Consider the following 18607-nt stretch of genomic DNA (forward strand, 5'->3'; position numbering starts at 1 on the left):
CGTCACCGCAGGATCACGGGCAGGGAGACGAGCCCTCGGACCATGCCCAGCCGCCAGCGGACCTCCTCGGCCGGCACGGCACGGCGTATGCCCGGGAAGCGGCGCAGCAGTGAGCCGATGGCGATCTCGCCCTCCATGCGGGCCAGCCGCGCGCCGAGGCAGTAGTGGATGCCGTGTCCGAAGCCGAGGTGTCCGCCGGCGTCACGGGTGAGGTCGAGCCGGTCGGGGTCCGTGAACCGGGCCGGGTCCCGGTTGGCCGCGGCGACGGACAGCAGGACCAGTGCGCCGCGGGGGATGCGGACTCCGCCGAGGGTCACGTCCTCGGTCGCGTAGCGGGCGACGCCGGGGTTGGTGGGGCCGTCGTGGCGCAGCAGTTCGTCGACGGCGGTGCGGAGCAGCTCGGGCCGGTCCCGCAGCGTGGCCAACTGCTCGGGATGGTCGAACAGGGCGTTCATGCCGTTGCCGATGAGCTGGACCGTCGTCTCGTGCCCGGCGAGGAGGAGGGTCAGCGCCATGGCCGCCAGTTCCTCGTCGTCGAGTCGGTCGTCGTCCTCTTCGTGCACCGCGATCAGGTCGCTGAGCAGGTCGTCGCCGGGGGTGTCGTGCTTCAGCGCGATCAGGCGCCGGGTGTAGGCGGTGAGCCAGGCGAAGGCCTGTGCCATGTCGGCCGCGGAGGTGTCGTCCTGGACGACCTGGAAGGCGGCGCCCGTCTTCTCGCGGAGTGCGTCGTGGTCCTCGGGGACGCCGAGCAGTTCGCAGATCACCCGGATGGGCAGGGCGGACGCGTAGGTCCCGATGAGGTCGGCCTCGTCGTCCCCCGCGGCCATGGCGTCGAGGAGTTCGTCGGCGATCTGCTGCACGCGCGGACGCAGTCCGTCGACACGTGTGGCGCTGAACGCCCGGACGACCAGTTTGCGCAGGCGGGTGTGGTCGGGCGGGTCGAGGTTCACCAGGGAACGCCGTGTGGCGTCGTTGGCGCTCGTGATGGCGTCCGTGGTGGGCAGGCTCTCGTCGTTGGCCATGTGGTCGTTGGCCGCGCTGCTCAGCCGTGGATCGGCCAGGCCGCTGCGGACGTCCTCGTGCCGGGTGACGAACCACCACTCCACCCCGTCCGGGAGCCGGACGGGGCGGGCGGGCCCTTCCTGCTGGAGGGCTCGCAGGGTGGGGAAAGGGTCGGTGAAGAACGCGGGCTGAATCGCGAAGTCCGTATCCGTCATGGCGGCAGGATGCCCGGCACCCGGTCGAGCGCCGGTCGAGCGGTACTGGCCCTCCGGATCCGCGCCGGCGGGTCAGTCGAGGTCGAGTCCCGACGCCTCCAGCAGCGCGTCGAGTTCGGCGTTGATCTCGTCGACGGACCGCTCCTCCTCGGTCCCGGCCGGGCCGGTCCAGCTCGGCAGGGCCGCCGGGTCGTGATCGGCCGCGGTGCCGGAGGCGGGAGCGGGGGCGTCGGCCGGCGGCAGCTCCATGCGGGTGAGGACCAGGCGGGTGATGTGCTCGGGGGTCGGGTGGTCGAAGGCGAGGGTCGCGGGCAGCGACAGGCCGGTCTCCGCGGAGAGGCGGCGGCGCAGTTCGACCGCCATGAGCGAGTCGAGGCCCAGGTCCTTGAGCACCTGCTGCGGGACGAGTGTCCCGGTGCCGGACAGGCCCAGCACCGTGGCGACCTCGCGCAGCACCAGGTCCGTGACCAGTTCCGTGCGCTGTTCCTCGGGCGTCGCGAGCAACCGCTCGCGCAGACCCTGCGCACCGCCCGGGCTGCTCGGGCCGCTCGGGCCGTCACCGGAGCCGCCGGCCGCGCGGCGCAGCCGGGCCCGTACGAGCGTCCGGAACAGGGCGGGCACCTCGCCTCCCTTGTCGGCTTCCTTCTGCACGGCCCGCAGGTCGAGCAGCACGGGCACGAAGTCGCCGGCCGGGCGGGCGAGCACCGTGTCGAGCAGGGCCAGGCCCTGGTCGAAGGGCATCGGGGCGATGCCCTGGCGGCGCATCCGTTCCAGCTCGACCGTGCCCAGGTGGGAGGTCATGCCGACGCCGGCCTGGTGCCACAGACCCCAGGCAAGGCTGGTGGCGGGGCGGCCCTGCGCGCGTCGCCGGGCGGCGAACGCGTCGAGGTAGGCGTTGGCGGAGCCGTAGACGCCCTGCCCCGCGGTGCCGAGGGTGCCGGCGGCGGAGGAGAACAGCACGAACGCCGCGAGGTCGAGGTCGCGGGTGAGTTCGTCCAGGTGGTGGACGCCGGTGACCTTGGGGGCCATCACGCGGGAGAGCCGCCGCGCGTCCTGGCCGAGGAGGACACCGTCGTCCAGGACTCCCGCGAGGTGCAGGACCGCGGTCCACGGGCGGTGCTGTGCGGCGTCACCGAGCACGTGCGCCACATCGTCCCGCCGGGAGACGTCACAGGCCACCACTCGGACGTATCGCGCTCCTTCCTCTTCCAGTTCCCGGACGAGTTCCGTGGCGCCGGGCGCGTCGGGTCCGCGCCGTGAGGTCAGCACCAAGTGCCGTACACCGTGGTGGCGCACCAGGTGCCGGGCGGTCTCGCGGCCCAGCTCGCCGGTGCCGCCGGTGATCAGTACGACGCCGTCGGGGTCGAGGGCCCGTACCGCGGCGGTGTCGTCGCCGGGCGCGGCGCGGACCAGGCGGGCGGCCCGCACCTCGCCGTTCCGGACGGCCAGTTCGGGCTCGCCGGTGACCGCGAGGGCGCGGGCGAGCGCGTCGCGGTCGGCGTCGTCCGGGCCGAGGTCGACCAGGCGCAGCGTGCGCTCGGGGTGCTCGGTGCGCGCGGACCTGACCAGGCCCCACAGGGGCGCGTTGGGCAGTCCGCCGAGCGTGTCGCCCGGCGCGGCGGCCACGCTGCCGCGCGTCACCCATACCAGCTCCGCGTCCGTGAGCCGGTCGTCGGACAGCAGTTCCTGGAGCTGTGCCAGGGCGAACTCGGTGGCGCGGTAGGCGGCTTCGGGCTCGCTGTCGAAGGGCGGCCGTCCGGTGGCGTCGACGACGATCCGGGCGGGCGCGTCCTGGTGCGCGGCGAGCCGCGCGGCCAGGGCCTCGCCGTCCGCGAGGGCCGGTACGCCCAGCAGTCGGGCGATCAGGCCCGTGCCCGTCAGCACGGCGTCCGCGACCGGGCCCCGCACCTCGGGGGCCGCGACCGGCCGGAACTCCAGGCGGTGCAGTGCGTCGGTGCCGCCGCGCGCGGAGCGCAGCTGCCCGGCCGTCGCGCGGCGCAGATGGAGCGCACCGATCCGTGCGACGGGCCCGCCGGCCACGTCGCAGGCCCACACCCGGATCCACCGGCCGCTCGCGGCGCCGTCGGCTCCGTCGGACACGTCGATCCGTACGCGCAGTTCACCGCTGCCCGCCGCGTGCAGCGTGACGTCGCTCCACTCGAACGGCAGGAGCGCGCCGGGGGCCTCTTCGCGGGCGACGCCCTTCATGACGTGCAGGGCGGTGTCGAGCAGCGCCGGGTGGAGCAGGAACCCGGCGGCTGCGTCCGGGTCGGGCAGGCGCACGAGGCCGTAGGCGGTGTCGCCCTTGCGCCACAGCTCGCTCAGGCCGCGGAACTCGGGCCCGTAGTCGATGCCCTGGGCGGCGAACCGGTCGTAGAAGCCGTCGAGTTCGACCCGTTCGGCTCCCGGCACCGGCCACTGCGCCAGTTCACCGAACACCGGGGTGTCCGGCTCGGCGGTGGTCTCGGTCAGTTCGCCGGAGGCGTGCTGCGTCCATGTGGCGGGCGCGGTCTCCGGGCTGCTGTGGACGGCGATCGTCCGGCGGCCCGTGGCGTCGGGCGCGCCGACGGTGATCTGGATCCGGACGGCGTCGTCGATCACCAGCGGTTCTGCCAGGGTCAGCTGGGCGACGCCGGCCGCCCCGGCCTCGTGCGCCGCGGCGGTGGCCAGTTCCAGCAGTCCGGTGCCGGGCACGATGACCGACCCGAAGACCGTGTGGTCGGCGAGCCAGGGCTGCTCGGCGAGCGACAGCCGACCGGTGATCAGGTGGCCCTCGCCGCCCGCGAGTGGTGTCACCGCGCCGATCCACGGGTGTGCGGAGGCGTCGAGGCCGAGCGACCCGGCGTCCCCGTGCGTCCCGGGTACGTCGGACCAGTACCGCTCCCCCTGGAAGGCGTAGGTCGGCAGCTGCACGACGGTGCCGGCCCCCAGCACCCGGTCCCAGTTCACGAGGTGCCCCTGGACGTGCAACAGTCCGAGATTGCGCAGCAGTTGCGCGGAGCCACCGGATCGCCGGCTGAGGGAGCCGACGACGATGCCGCCGCGCTCGGCGCTGCCGTCGGTGAGCGGCATCGACAGGACGGGGTGGGCGGAGATCTCGACGAAAACGGTGTGGCCGTCGTCGAGGAGTTCGGTGAGAGCGCGGTCGAAGCGGACCGGCTCCCGCAGATTGCGGCACCAGTACGTGCCGTCCAGCTCCGTGCCCGTGACGGCTGCGCCGGTCACGGTCGAGTAGCAGGCGATCTCCGGGGCCTGCGGGGTGAGGTTCCGGAACCGGGCGGCCAAGTCCGGCAGGAGCGGGTCCATCTGCGCGTTGTGGGACGCGTAGTCCACGTTGATCCTGCGGGCGTAGACGTCTTCCGCCTGAAGCTCCGACACGATCCGCGCGATGGCGTCCGCCGCACCGGAGATCACCGTCGAACCAGCCGTGTTCACCGCGGCGACGGACAGGGTGTCACCGTAGGGGGCGAGGAACTCCTCCACCTGCGCCACCGGACGCTCGATCAGCGCCATGCCCCCCTGTCCCGCGCAGGCCAGGACCGCCTTCGAGCGGGCGGCGACGATCTGCGCACCCTGCTCCAGCGACAACGCCCCGCTCACCACCGCGGCGACGACCTCGCCCTGCGAGTGACCCACCACCGCGGCAGGCTCCACACCCAGCGAACGCCACAACGCCGACAGGGCAATGCCCATCGCGAACAGCGCCGGCTGGACCACGTCGACCCGGTCAAACGGCGGGTGATCGCCCTCCTCACCGGCCAGCACCTCCCGCACCGACCAACCGGTGAAGGGGCGCAGCGCCGCATCACAGGCTTCCACCGTCTCCCGGAACACCTCACTGGAATCCAACAGTTCACGGCCCATGCCGACCCACTGCGAACCCTGGCCCGGATAGACGAAGACCACTTTCCCGTGCCGCTGCGCGGTACCGGTCACCACCGCGTCGTGGGCCTCACCGGCAGCCAGTGCTCGCAGCGCCTCGACCAGCTCGGGCATGCCGGCGGCGACCACACCGGCCCGCTGCTCGAAGTGCGTGCGGTGCCGGGCGGCCGTGACGGCGACGTCGGTGAGGGCCGCGTCCGCCCGACCGGTCAGCCAGGACGCCCAGCGCCCCGCCTGCTCCCGCAGCGCGGCATCGTCGCGTCCGGAGAGCACCACCGGCACCGGTCCCGCCACGTCCCCGGACGACTCGGAGACTTCGGCGAGCGGCGGCTCCTCCACGATCACATGCGCGTTGGTGCCGCTGAGACCGAACGACGAGACCCCGGCACGCCGCGGACGCGACGCGTCCCGCTGCCATGGTTCGAGGGTGTCGACGACACGAACCGGGAGGTCGTCCCAGGCGATGGCCGGGTTGCGCGGGCTGCTGTGGAGCGTCGCGGGCAGCGCGTCGTGGCGGAAGGAGGCGAGGACCTTGCAGACGCCCGCGATGCCGGCCGCCGACTCCAGGTGGCCGATGACGCTCTTGGCCGTGCCGAGACCGAGTTCGCGGCCCGGCTCGCGGCCTTCGCCGTAGACGGCGGCCAGCGCCTGCACCTCGATGGGGTCGCCGAGGGGCGTGCCGGTGCCGTGGCACTCGACGTAGTCGACGTCGGCGGAGGTGAGTCCGGCCGAGGCGAGGGCGGTGCGGATGACCTTCTGCTGGGAGGAGCCGTTGGGGGCGGTGATCCCGCTGCTCGCCCCGTCGTGGTTGACGGCGGTCGCCCGGATCACGCCCAGCACGGTGCGGTTCTGGGCGACGGCGTCGGACAGCCGCATCAGCGCGATCATGCCGACGCCCTCGCCGCGTCCGTAGCCGTCGGCCTCGGCGGAGAACGTCTTGCTGCGGCCGTCGGGTGCGAGGGCGTGGGAGCGGCTGAGCGCCACGAACGCGTCCGGGTCGGCGAGCACCTGCACCCCGCCCGCGAGGGCGAGTTCGCAGGTGTCGGAACGCAGTGCCTCGCAGGCGAGGTGGAGGGCGACGAGGGAGGAGGAGCAGGCGGTGTCGACGGACAGCGCCGGTCCCTGGAGGCCCAGGTGGTAGGAGAGCCGGCCGGCGTTGAAGCTGGGCAGGGTGCCGGTCAGGGTGTAGGTGTCGGCGGTGCCGCCCTGCCGGTGTTTGCCGTACTCGCCGACGCCCGCGCCGACGAAGACGCCGGTGGTGCCGTCGCGCAGGTCGCGCGGGCGGATGCCGGCGTTCTCCAGGCAGTTCCAGGCGCTCTCCAGCAGCAGCCGGTGCTGCGGGTCCATCGGTTCGGCCTCGCGGGGGCTGATGCCGAAGAAGGCGGCGTCGAAGTGGGCCACGTCGCCGAGGAAGGAGCCGTGGCGGGTGTAGGTGCGGCCGTCGGCGTCGGGGTCGGGGTCGTAGTGGGCGTCGACGTCGAAGCGGTCGGCGGGCACGGTGGTGACCGTGTCGCGGCCCTCCGCGAGGACCTGCCAGAGGCTGTCGAGGTCGTGGGCGTCGCCGGGCATGCGCAGGCCGACGCCGACGATCGCCACGGGTTCGTCGGCCGGGCGGCGGGCGCGGGCGGGCGCGGCCGGGGCGGCCTGCGGGGCGGGGGTGAGCTCGGAGAGCAGCCAGCGGGTGGCGGCGGCCAGGTCGGGGTGGTCGAAGGCGAGGGTCCTCGGGGTGGGTACGCCGGTGCGCTGCTGGACGCGAACACTGAAGTCGACGGACATCATCGAGTCGAACCCGAGATCCTTGAAGCCGCGTTCGGGGTCGAGGCTCGCGGGGTCCTGCACGCCGAGGACGGCGGCGGCCTCGACGGCCAGCAGGCGTCGCACGTGGTCGGCGCGCGCCTCCTCGGGCAGGTCGAGGAGGGCCCCCCGCAGGGTCGTGCCGGTGGCGGCGGGTGCGGCGTCCGCCAGCGCGCGGGCGGCCTCGGGGACGGTGCGCAGGAAGGGGCGGTCGCGGCCCTGGCCGTAGGCGGTGGTGGCGCGGGTCCACTCGATGCCGGCGACGAGGACGGCGGGGCCCCGGTCGAGTACGGCGTCCAGGGCGTCCAGCGCGTGCGCGGCGGGCATGGGTTCGAGGCCGATGCGGCGCAGCTGGGTCTCGGCGGCGCCGTGGGTCATGCCGCCGTCGGCCCAGGGGCCCCAGGCGACGGAGACGGCGGGCAGGCCAACCGCGCGGCGGCGGGCGGCGAGCGCGTCGAGGGCGGCGTTGGCGGCGGCGTAGTTGGCCTGGCCGACGTTGCCGAGGACGCCGACGACGGACGAGTACAGCACGAAGGCGTCGAGGTCCAGGTCGCGGGTGAGTTCGTCCAGGTGGAGTGCCGCGGTGAGCTTGGGTGCGGCGGCCGCGGCGAGGGACTCGGCGTCCTGGTTGTCCAGCAGCCGGTCGTCGAGCAGGCCCGCCGTGTGGAAGACGGCGCGCAGCGGGGTGCCGTCCGCCTTGAGCGTGCCGACGAGGGCGGCGAGCTGCTGCCGGTCGGTGACGTCGCAGGTGGCGAGGGTGACGCGGGCGCCGAGGGCTTCGAGGCCGGCGGTGAGTTCGGCGGCGCCGTCGGCGGCGGGGCCGCGCCGGGAGGCGAGGACGAGGTGTTCGGCGCCTCGTTCGGCGAGGCGGCGGGCGAGGTGTGCGGCGAGGGCTCCGCTGCCGCCGGTGACGAGGACGGTGCCGCGCGGGGTGAAGGGGCGGGCCTGCGTGCCGGGGCCGGCGCGGCGGAGCCTGCGCGCCAGGCGCCCGGAGGGGCGCAGGGCGACGTGTTCCTCGGCGGTGGGTGTGCCGTGCGCGGCGAGGGTCGCGAGCAGCTCGCGCAGCTCGCTGTCTCCGGGGCCGGCGGGCAGGTCGATCAGTCCGCCCCAGCGGGCGGCGTGTTCGAGGGCGACGACATGGCCGAGGCCCCAGATCCGGGCCTGGGCGGGGTCGGGTGCCGGGTCGGTGGCGTGCGCGGCGACGGCGGCCTCGGTGAGGAACCACAGCGGGGCCCGTACGGCGGTGTCCGCCAGGGCCTGCACGAGGGTGAGGCCGTGCACGGCGGCCTCGGTCCCGTCGGTGTCCGGGCCGGCGACGGCGAGGACGCCGCTGAGGGTGTCCTCGCCGAGGGCCGCGGTCAGGGCGGCGATCAGCGCGGCGCAGGCGGGCCGGTCGGTGCCGGTGGTCAGGACGTGGGGGTGGGCTCCGGCGGCCGCGAGGGTGGCGGCGAGGTGTTCGGCGCGGGCGGAGGCGGTCGCGGAGGCGGCGATCAGCCAGTGTCCGTGCAGGGTGGGCGTGGTGCGCGCGACGGCGGAGGGCTCCCACCTCTCCTCGTAGATCCAGTCGGCGATGCGGCCCGCGCGGGTCTGCTGTGCGCGCCAGGCGGCGAGGTGGGGCAGGACGGCGGCGATCGCGTCGGCGTCGGCCGCACCGAGGAGTTCGGACAGTGCGCCGGCCTCGCCGCTGCCGACGGCGTCCCAGAAGGCGTCCTCGGCGCGGGAGTGCTGCCGGGTGCCGGAGCGCGCGTCGCGGGCGTTCTCGAGCCAGTGGTGCTCGCGCTGGAAGGCGTAGGTGGGCAGGGCCGCCGGTCGGCCTCCGGCCAGGACGCGGTCGAAGGCGAGGTCCTCGCCCGCGACGTGCAGGGCGGCGAGGGCGTGGATCAGGGCGCGGACCTCGTCGGTGGGTTCGGTGCCGCGCGGGGAGCGCTGGGAGGCGACGAACGCCGCTTCCCTCTCGACGCATCCGGCGCCCATCGCGGACAGCACGGCCGCCGGGCCGCACTCCAGGTAGCGCGCCGTGCCGGACGCTTCCAGCGTGCGCACGGCGTTCAGGAACCGCACCGGTTCGCGGACCTGGCGGACCCAGTAGGCCGGGTCGGCCAGTTCCGCGGCCGTCGCCCGGTCGCCGGTCACCGTCGACACCAGTGGGATCGTGGGCTCGCGGAACGTGCAGGAGGCGGCGACCTGCTCGTAGGCGGCGAGCATCGGGTCCATGTGCGGGGAGTGGAAGGCGTGCGAGACGACCAGCTCTCGTGTGCGGCGTCCGGCGGCGGCGAAATGCGCGACCACCGTCCGCACGGCCGCGCGGTCGCCGCTGACGACGGTCTGCGTGGGGGTGTTGAGTCCGGCGACCGAGACGCGGCCCTCGGCCGAGGCCAGTACCTCGGCCACCTCCTGTTCCGGTGCCTCCACGGACGCCATCGCGCCGCCCGCCTCGCACGCCTGCATCAGCCGGCCGCGCGCCGACACCAGCCGCGCCGCGTCGGCCAGGTCCAGTACCCCGGCCACGTGCGCGGCCGCCAGCTCGCCCACCGAGTGCCCGGCCACCGCGGCGGGCGCGATCCCCCACGCCTGCCACAGCCGGAACAGGGCCACCTCCACCGCGAACAGCCCCGGCTGGGCGAACTCCGTCTGGTGCACCAGCTCGGCGTCCGCGCTGTCGGCGGCCGCGAACAGCACGGCCGTCAACGGCACCCGCAGATGGGGGTCGAGCGCGGCGGCCACCTCGTCGAACGCCTGCCGGAACTCCGGGAAGGCCGCGTACAGGGCACGTCCCATGCCGAGACGCTGACTGCCCTGGCCGGTGAACAGCACGGCCAGGCGGCCGCCGACCGCGGCACCCTCGACGACGTCCGGGTGGGCCCGGTCGCCGGCCAGTGCGCGCAGCGCCTCGACGGTCCCGGCGGCGGATCCGGCGGTGATGCCGGCCCGGTGCTCGAAGTGGGTGCGGTGGTGGGCGGCGGTGTAGGCGGCGTCGAGGAGTTCGCCCTTGGTGGCGCCCTCGAGGTGGTCGGCGAGCAGGGCGGCGTTCGCGGCGCGGGCCTGTGCGGTCTTGCCGGACACCGTCAGGAGGAGGGGTGAGCGGCGGGCGGTGCGCTCCTGGCGGCCGTGCACGGCGTCCCAGTCGATGTCGTGTCCGTCGCACCACAGGCGGGCGGCGAGTGCCTCGAGGCCGCGGCGGGCGCCGCGGTCGCGGCGGCCGGTGGCGTGGGCCGTCGAGCGGGTGTCGCCGAGGTCGGCGAAGGTCCGCTGGACGGATCGGCGGGCGACGGGGTGCGGGGCGATCTCGACGACGCGCAGTCCGCGGGTGGCGGCGGGACGGGCGAGGGTGAGCGCGGTCACCGACTCGGCCAGCAGCATCGGTTCGCACATGTTGCGGGCCCAGTAGGCGGCGTCCAGGGCGGTGCCGTCGACGTGGTCGGCGAAGACGGTGGAGAAGAAGGGGACGGAGGTGGTGCGGGCGCGTACCGTGCCGAGGCGGCGCACGAGTTCGGGGGCGAGGTCGCGCAGGCTGTCGCTGTGGGAGGCGTAGTCGATGTCGACGCGCAGGGTGCGGGTGCCGCGCTCCGCGAGATCGCGTTCGAGTGCGGCGACGGCGTCCAGGGATCCGGACAGGCAGACCTGCCCGGGGGCGAGGTGGCCGGCGACACTGATGCCGCGGGTCGGGTCGACCGCGAGTTCGGCGGCCTCGTCGACGCCGAGGTCGCAGACGGTGAGGGCGCCGAGGCCGCAGGCGCGTTCGGCGATCAGCGCGGACCAGGTGGTGATGAGACGGGCGCCCTCGTCCAGGTCGAGGGCGCCGGCGACGACGGCCGCGGCGACCTCGCCGACGCTCTGCCCGAGCACGGTGTCGGGTTCCAGGCCCCAGGCGGTCAGGGTGCGGGCCAGGGCGATCTGCACGGAGAACAGCACGGGCTGGACGACGTCGGTGCGGTGCAGCCGGGAACGGGTGCGGCCGGCGAGGAGTTCCTCGGTGACGGACCAGCCGGCGTACCGGCGCACGGCGGTGTCGCAGGCGTCCAGGGCGGCGCGGAAGGCGGGTTCGGTGAGGAGGTCGCGGCCCATGCCGAGCCACTGCGAGCCGTGGCCGGAGAAGAGGAAGGCGAGCGGGGGGCGTTCGCCGGTGCGGACGGGGCCCGCGAGGAGTTCCGCGGTGGTGTCGGACACGGCGGCGACGGCCCGGTGCTCGCCCGGCTCGGGTGCGGGGGTTCCGCCGGACGCGGCGGTGCCGCCCATGGGGACGGTGATGCCGGTGAGGGCGGTGACGCTGTCGTGGAGGGCCTGTTCGCTGCCGGCACTGAGGGGCCGCAGGGTACGGCGCCGGTCGGGGGCCTCCTCCAGGGCGATGTGGGCGTTGGTGCCGCCGAAGCCGAAGCCGCTGACGCCGGCGTAGCGGCGGGAGGTGGCGGGCCAGGGCTGGTGCTCGGCGACCACGCTCAGGCGGTTGCGTGCGAAGTCGATGTGCGGGTTCGGTTCGTCGAAGTGGAGGCTTGCGGGGAGTTCGCCGTGGTGGAGGGCGAGGGCGGTCTTGAGCAGGCCGACGACTCCGGCGGCGGGCTCCAGGTGCCCGAAGTTGGTCTTGGCGGAGCCCAGGCGCAGGTCCTCGGTGCGGCCTTCGGCGAACACGGTGCCGAGCGCCTCCGCCTCGACGGGATCGCCGAGGAGGGTGCCGGTGCCGTGCGCCTCGACGTAGGAGACGTCGCGGGGGTCCACTCCGGCGTCCTGCCAGGCGGCGCGTACGACGTCGGCCTGGGCCTGCGGGTTGGGGGCGGTCAGGCCGTTGGAGGCGCCGTCGTTGTTGACGGCGGTGCCGCGGACGACGGCGTAGACGCGGTCGCCGGCGGCGAGGGCGTCGGACAGGCGGCGCAGGACGACGACGCCGGCTCCCTCGCCGCGCACGTATCCGGCGGCGCCCGCGTCGAAGGCGCGGCACTGGCCGTCGGGGTTCATGCCGCCGAACTTGGTCATGGCGACGGTGGTGTGCGGGTGCAGCATCACGTTGACGCCGCCGGCGAGGGCGAGGTCGCTCTCGCCGCGGCGCAGGCTCTGCACGGCGAGGTGGGTGGCGGTGAGGGAGGAGCTGCACGCGGTGGCGACCGCCATCACCGGGCCCTGGAGGCCGAGGGTGTAGGCGATGCGGGCGGGGATGACGGAGTTGTCCCAGCCGACGGCGGAGTGGGTGCCGATGGCGTCGGGGTCGGCGCCGGTGGCCAGGTGGTACTCCTGCGCCATCGCGCCGAGGAACACACCGGTGCGGCTGCCGGACAGGGAGCCGGGCACGATCCGGGCGTCCTCCAGGGCGGCCCAGGCGACCTCGAGCGCCATGCGCTGCTGGGGGTCCATGTGCCGGGCCTCGGCCGGGGAGATGCGGAACAGTTCGGCGTCGAAGCGGGAGACGTCGTCGAGGAAGCCGCCCCAGCGGGTGTTCATCCTGCCGGGCGCGCGGGGGTCGGGGTCCAGCCACTCCTGGATGTTCCAGCGGTCGGCGGGCACCTCGCGGACCGCGTCCAGGCCGTCGGTGAGGGCCTGCCAGAGCTGTTCGGGGGTGTCGACGCCGCCGGGCAGCCGGCAGCCGAGGCCGACGACGGCGATCGGTTCGCCGTCGTCGGCGCGGACCGGGGTCCCGGGGGCGGCGGGGAGGGGGGCGGTGCCGGCCAGCTGGGCGGCGAGGGCGGCGATGGTCGGGTACTGCCACACCACCCCGCCGGGTACGGGCCGGCCCAGGTGCTGTGCGAGGGCGGCGACGAGGGACACGATCCGCATGGAGTCCAGCCCGAGGTCGCGCAGGGGCCGGCCGGTGTCGACGGACTCGGGCGTGACGTCCAGCAGGGCCGCGACCGATGTCCGCAGGAAGGCGGTGACGTCCTCGGCGGAGGTCGTGTCCCGGCCGGCGCCGCTGTTCACCTGGGCATAGCTCATCTGCTCATCCTCGAAGCTCGTGGGAAGCGAACGACCGTTGCCCGAGGCGGGCTTGGGGGGGCGCGGGGTGCCGCACGGCGCCTGTCCCAGCCTCGGCAGGACTTCTCGGGCCCGGGTCGAGACGGGATCCATCCGTGCGGGCCCGGCAGCGGAGCGGCGCGGTTCCTCTTGCGGCGGTCCGCGGCGGGGCCGGTGTCGGGCGCGGGCCCACCCCTCGGTGAAGCTGTCCCGGGGGGTGCGCCCGTGCGTGGTGTCAGCCGGCCGGGGCGGGGTTCACCGCCGTCCCCGGGGCTCCCGGCCGGCGGGAGCGGGGGCGGTGCCCGGTGTGGTGCCGCCCTGCTCGGGGCTCAGCGGGCCGGTGCCGCCGTACGCCTTGCGCTGCTGCGGCGTCAGGGTGCGGGAGCCGGCGATGGCCGAGTAGACGCTCACGGACGGCGTGGGGATGCGCTCCATGGTGGTGCGGTCGACCTCGTAGAGGCCGAAGCGGGCCGTGTAGCCCGAGAGCCACTCGAAGTTGTCGAGCAGGCTCCAGTGGTAGTAGCCGCGTACGTCGGCCCCGGCGGCGCGGGCCGCGGCGATCTGTTCCAGTGTGCGCACGATGTGCTCGGTGCGGCGCACGGGGTTCTCGGTGGCGATACCGGACTCGCTCACCAGCAGCGGGATGCCGGGGTAGCGCTTGGAGTACTCCTTCAGCACGCCCGTCATGCCCTGCAACGAGCCTTCGTAGCCCATGGCGGGCACGAAGTACGACGGGTCGCGGTAGGGGAGGCATGGTGCGGTGGTGCACAGGTCGACGCCGATCACCGGGTACGTCTGGCCGGTGCCGGTGCCGCCCTCGGCGGAGACGCCGATACGGGCGTAGAGCTGCGGGCCCAGCCAGTCGAGGGTGCCCTTCCACTCGGGGTGGCGTTCGTCGGGCCTGCCGTCCAGGTCGCTGTCGAACGTGCCGTCGCGCAAGGCGTCGACGAACCCGAAGTCGAGGTACTGGCGGTAGCGGTCGCGGGCCTCGATGTCGCGGGGGTCGTCGCTCGTCCTGCCGTCGCGTATGGGCACGTACTCCTGGGCGCCCACGGTCAGGCCCACGCTGGAGGCGGCGCCGTCGCGGTCGGCGTCGACCCGGTCGTACTTCTTCACGGCCCGGTACATCGCCACGTGCGCCTGGAGGTAGCCGCGCTGGGCCGCGGTGAAGCGGGGCAGGCCGGCCGGGTTCAGGTTGGCCTTGCCGGGCGGGCCTGCGCCGAACGCGTGGGCGAAGGTCATGTAGACCATCGGTTCGTTGACCGTCACCCACTCGTCGACGCGGTCGCCGAAGCGCCGGGCGAGCAGTGCGGCGAACTCGGCCATCTCGGAGACGACGAGCCTGCCGCCCTGCGGGTGGTCCAGCCCGCACAGGTTGGTGTCGCTCGGGCCGTGCGCACAGGCCACGTCGCGCGGGTCGTCGACCCACACCGGGTTGGCGAAGTGGTGCAGCGTGATCATGGGGCGGATGCCCTTGGCCGCGAGTGCGTCGAGCTGCTTGCCGTAGTGGTCGAGGGCCGCTTCGTCGATCTTGTCCCGTTCGGGTTCGACCCGGGACCACTCGATGCTGAAGCGGTAGGAGTCGACGTTCAGGTCGTCGACCAGGTTCACGTCCTGGACGGCCCGCGTGTAGCCGCCGACGCCCTCGCCCACGAACGGGCTCTTGCCCAGGCCCTCGGGGGCCGGCCTGGTCCACAGGTACCAGTCGTTGTTCGTGTTGCGGTCCTCGATCTGCGTGGCCGAGCTCGACACCCCGAAGCGGAAGCTTCCCTTGCCCGAGGGCTGCGAGAGGGAACCGATGCCGGGGAAGGCGATGCGCCCGCGGCCCGCGGCGCCGTCCTCCGGTGCGGGCGAGCCCTGCGCTCCCACGGGTGTGAGGGCGACGGCCAGCGCGGCAGCCGCCGCCACGGTCATGCCTGTCAGTCGTTTCACGGTGTCTTCCTCGTTGCGGAGACGGTTGTCGTCGGGGCCTGCCGCCGGTTCCTCCCGGCCCGACCGGGCACATGCGACAGCGGCCGTGTCGCCCTCGCGGGCCGACACGGCCGCCGGTGATGACGCACCCTTGTCGGGTCGGCGGCGGGAGCAGCACGCGCGTTGCTGTCCCGTCACTCTCCCCGGGTCCGCTCGAGGTCCGCTGGAGCTCAGGCGGTGCGGCGGGCCAGGTACTCCTCCACGGCGTCCGCGGCGAGGGCCGGGCCGTCGACCTCGCGCATGCGCCGGCCCATGTCCTTGGTGCGCGCGGCGACGGCTTGGTCCGCGGCGACCTCCTCGACGCTCTTGCGCAGCGACTCGGCCGTGAAGTCCTCACGCGGCAGGAGCCGGCCGAAGCCGAGCTCGTCGACCCGCATGCCGTTGGCGCGCTGTTCGCTCATCTGCGGGATGACGATCATCGGCACGCCGTTGTAGAGGGACTCCATGACACTGTTCATGCCGCCGTGGGTGACGAACAGCGAGGCACGCTGCAGCACGTCGAGCTGCGGGAAGCTGCGACGCACGTCGAAGTTGCCCGGCAGGGTGCCGAGTTCGGCCGGGTCGACGGTGTCGCCCACCGACAGCAGCACCTGCCAGTCGCTGCCGCCGAGCGCCTCCAGGCTGGTGTGGAAGAACTCCGGCCAGCCCGTGGCGGCGGTGCCGAGGGACAGGTAGAGGACCGGGCGGTCCTCGGACGCCGGCCGCCACGTCCCCTGGAACGCCGACCGGTCGCCCAGACAGGGGCCCGCGAAGACGAAGCGCTCGTCGAAGGTGTCCCCGTCGTAGTGGAACTCCCTCGGCAGGAAGATGATGCCGAGGCCGGCCGGCTCCATGAGGAACTCCATGGCCGTCTTCCCGGGGAAACCGAGCTCCGGCAGCATCCCCTCCAGCTTGGCGATCATCTCCATGACCTTGGGGTCGGTCATCTCGGCCATGGGGAACTTGGCCTGGATGGAGAAGTGCTCGTTGAACCCGTACGACGGGAACAGCCGCACCAGCGGGATGTCGTGCTGCGCGGCGTAGAAGCGGGCGCCCCACGCCATGAAGTCGTGGAGGATCACGTCGGGGCGGTTCTCGCCGTAGAAGCCCTCGACCTGGGCGGCCAGGGAGGTCGCCTCCTCCAGCGTGCGCAGCCCCTCGCCCGAGATCGCCTCGGGGGTGAACGGGTTGGTGTAGTACTCGCCGAAGACCGAGGTGTAACGGACCGGTTCGGCACCCGCCGCCTCGATGGCCGGGGCGAACCGGTCCGTGGTCGTGCACGAGACCCGGTGGCCGCGCCGCACGAGTTCCGCCACGACCCCCAATGTCGGGTTCAGATGCCCGAATGCAGGGAAATTGAAGAATGCAATGTGGGAGGTCAAGAAAACACCTTCTTCGGGGTCGCAGAGATTGCGCTCACGGCGATCCGGCACTGTACCAGCGGCGCGGTGCCGGCGCCCCGCGTTCCTGGGCGCGACGGTTCAGAACGGGACCGTCATCCCCAAAGCTCCACGCAGACTTCCCAGCTGACCGCCGTGGTAGGCGTCGTGCATCTGCACCAGCGACAGCGCGGACCCGAGCTTGGCGAGACGGGTCTTCCAGTAATCGTCAAGCGGGGCTTGAATCTCGACCGGGGTCTCGCGGTGCAGATCCTCGACGCGCAGCGTGCCGACGAGTTCACGCAGTCGCCGGTGGATCTGCTTGTACAGTCCGAGCATCTCCGCCAGTGACGGGGCGTTCTCCCAGTCGACCTGGTCGCAATCGCCTGCCCACTTCTCGTAGAATTCCAGAGAAAGAAATATTCCACCTTCCTGATAGAGACCCGACACATAGTCCTTGGAACACATCAGGTGGCCGAGGAACCACAGGGCGGGCATGTGGCCGGGCGGCGCCGTGCGGGCGCTTTCCTCGTCGAACCCGTCGATGAGTTGCAGGATCATCTCGTAGGCCAGGTCGAATTCCTGCAGCAGGTGGGCGCCGAGGGCGTCCGTGCCGGGCTCCGCGGGGGCGATCGTCATGTCCTCTTCCTCTTCCTCTGTTCGGCGAGCCTGGCCCGTACCTCGTCGAAGGTGGGCAGGACGGGCGAGTTGGTCACCCATCGCGTGCCCTCCCAGGCATAGGCCAGGTTCTTCGTCTTGCGCACCGCGTTCATGTGGCCCTCGGACGTCAGGAACGCCTGCAGCGACTCCTCGTCCGTCCACACCGCGAGCGCACGCGAACTCATCCAGCACTTCTCGGAGATGGCGAACGTCGCGGCGAGCAGGCCCTCGCAGCGCCACAGTTCCTCCAGGAGCACCCGGTTGAGGTCGGTCGCCACCTCGATCGCGCCGGGCTTGGGCCAGCCTCCGGACGTGGCCACCACATAGGTGGCCGGAAGGGGCGACTTCAGGGCGCCCGTGGCGGGGTCGATGGCCGGGCCGGTCCAGGGGACGACGATCTCCAGGTCCGCCTCGTCGCAGGCGGCGAACTCCTCGACGGTGGCCGGCACGGGACGGGCCGCCGGGCCGACGCCGGTCTCCACGGTCATCTCAGGCCGCCTTCCGGCGCACCGGAAGCTGCACGAACTCGGAGATGAGCAGGCGCAGCACGAGCATCTTCGACTCGCCGTGCAGCTCAAGCGTCGGCAGGACCGGCAGCAGGGCCCGGAACATGGCGCGCAGCTCGGTCTTGGCCAGGGCGGAGCCGATGCAGCGGTGCTCGCCGTTGCCGCCGAAGGCGATGTGACGGTTGGGCTTGCGGGTGATGTCGAAGCGGTAGGGGTCGGGGAAGACCTCGGGGTCGCGGTTGGCGGCCGGGAAGAACATCGCCACCGTCTCGCCCTTGCGGATGCGCTGTCCGCGGATCTCGGTGTCCTGCCGGGCGGTGCGGGCCATGACCACGGCGACCGACGTCCACCGCAGGATCTCCTCAACGGCCCCGTCGAGCAGGGAGGGGTCGTCGATCAGGAGTTGCAGCTCATCGGGGTTCTCCAGCAGGGCCTTCAGGCCGCCGGTGATGGCGTTGCGGGTGGTGCCGTTGCCGGCCTGCACCAGGTTGAAGAGCTGGTACGACATGTCGTGGAACTGGAGCGGGTTGCCCCCGACGTCGGCGCGGGCGAGCCGGCTGAGCACGTCCGTGCCGTTGGCGCCGCCCTCCTCCATGCGCTTCCTGGCGAGCGCGGACATGTACTGGTCGAGCTCCACCATGGCGCGCATGAAGCGAGCCATGGCCTCCTCGCCCTCCTCCTGCTTGTAGCCCTTGTGGAAGGCCGCCGCGGTGTCCTGGTGGACGCGGAAGAGGTGGTCCCAGTCCTCGTTCGGCACCCCGAGGAGTTCGAAGATGGCGGCGAGCGGCAGCCGGCCGGCGAGGTCGTGGGCGACGTCGGCGGTGCCCTCCTCGTCCAGCTTCTTCAGGAAGTCGGCGACGTAGGAGGTGGACAGCTCGAAGAAGCGCTCCTCCATCGCCGCGGTCGCCTTCGGTGTGAAGCACGGGTACATCGCCTGCCGGACCTGCCGGTGCAGCGGCGCGTCCATGAAGCCCAGGCCGGCGGGGTAGTCGGCGACGTGGCCGTAGACCTGGCCGCGGCGCTCCCGCTCCATCTCCCACGGGTCGATCTCGTCCGGGGTCTCGACGGCGGTGCGCTCGCGGCAGGAGAACAGCTCCGGGTTGCGCGCGACCCAGGAGATGTCCTCGTGCCGGGTCAGCGCCCAGAACGGCTCGTAACCGGGGCGGTGGTACCAGTGGACGGGGGACTCCTGCCGGAGCCGGTCCCACTCCTGCCACGGGTAGCCCTTGTCGTCGTACAGCTGCTCACTGGTGATGTCGATCTCTGCGAGCGATTGCATGGG

At 73.4% G+C, this 18607-nt stretch carries 7 protein-coding genes; all 7 read right to left on the reverse strand.

What is annotated here, in order from left to right:
• Nucleotides 1–2 precede the first annotated feature (2 nt).
• Nucleotides 3–1217: a cytochrome P450 gene (locus ACH4C6_RS29925; RefSeq protein ID WP_398111754.1), complete on the reverse strand. Its 1215-nt coding sequence runs from the start codon at nt 1215–1217 to the stop codon at nt 3–5.
• Between the two features lie 72 nt (nt 1218–1289).
• Entirely contained in the window at nt 1290–12812 is an 11523-nt protein-coding gene (locus tag ACH4C6_RS29930) for an SDR family NAD(P)-dependent oxidoreductase (protein WP_398111755.1), read from the reverse strand.
• Between the two features lie 273 nt (nt 12813–13085).
• Complete coding sequence (locus ACH4C6_RS29935; RefSeq protein ID WP_398111756.1) at nt 13086–14762, reverse strand: family 1 glycosylhydrolase; 1677 nt, start codon at nt 14760–14762, stop codon at nt 13086–13088.
• 209 nt (nt 14763–14971) lie between these two features.
• Nucleotides 14972–16213 (reverse strand): macrolide family glycosyltransferase, encoded by a 1242-nt coding sequence (locus tag ACH4C6_RS29940; RefSeq protein ID WP_398111757.1) that lies wholly within the window; start codon nt 16211–16213, stop codon nt 14972–14974.
• A 48-nt stretch (nt 16214–16261) separates the two neighbouring features.
• Entirely contained in the window at nt 16262–16798 is a 537-nt protein-coding gene (locus ACH4C6_RS29945; RefSeq protein WP_398111758.1) for a DinB family protein, read from the reverse strand.
• On the reverse strand, nt 16795–17307 hold the full coding sequence (locus tag ACH4C6_RS29950) for a hypothetical protein (protein ID WP_398111759.1): 513 nt from the start codon (nt 17305–17307) through the stop codon (nt 16795–16797). Before ACH4C6_RS29950 ends, ACH4C6_RS29945 begins: the two co-directional genes overlap by 4 nt.
• A 1-nt stretch (nt 17308) precedes the next feature.
• Complete coding sequence (locus tag ACH4C6_RS29955) at nt 17309–18604, reverse strand: cytochrome P450 (protein WP_398111760.1); 1296 nt, start codon at nt 18602–18604, stop codon at nt 17309–17311.
• Nucleotides 18605–18607 lie beyond the last annotated feature (3 nt).

Origin of the sequence: Streptomyces sp. NPDC017943, assembly GCF_044328425.1 — a bacterium.
Lineage (GTDB): Bacteria > Actinomycetota > Actinomycetes > Streptomycetales > Streptomycetaceae > Streptomyces > Streptomyces djakartensis_A.

Coding starts and splice junctions, on each gene's coding strand:
- ACH4C6_RS29930 (WP_398111755.1), bottom strand. CDS start 12,812: ATGAGCTATGCCCAGGTGAACAGCGGCGCCGGCCGGGACACGACCTCC.
- ACH4C6_RS29945 (WP_398111758.1), bottom strand. CDS start 16,798: ATGACGATCGCCCCCGCGGAGCCCGGCACGGACGCCCTCGGCGCCCAC.
- ACH4C6_RS29955 (WP_398111760.1), bottom strand. CDS start 18,604: ATGCAATCGCTCGCAGAGATCGACATCACCAGTGAGCAGCTGTACGAC.
- ACH4C6_RS29950 (WP_398111759.1), bottom strand. CDS start 17,307: ATGACCGTGGAGACCGGCGTCGGCCCGGCGGCCCGTCCCGTGCCGGCC.
- ACH4C6_RS29925 (WP_398111754.1), bottom strand. CDS start 1,217: ATGACGGATACGGACTTCGCGATTCAGCCCGCGTTCTTCACCGACCCT.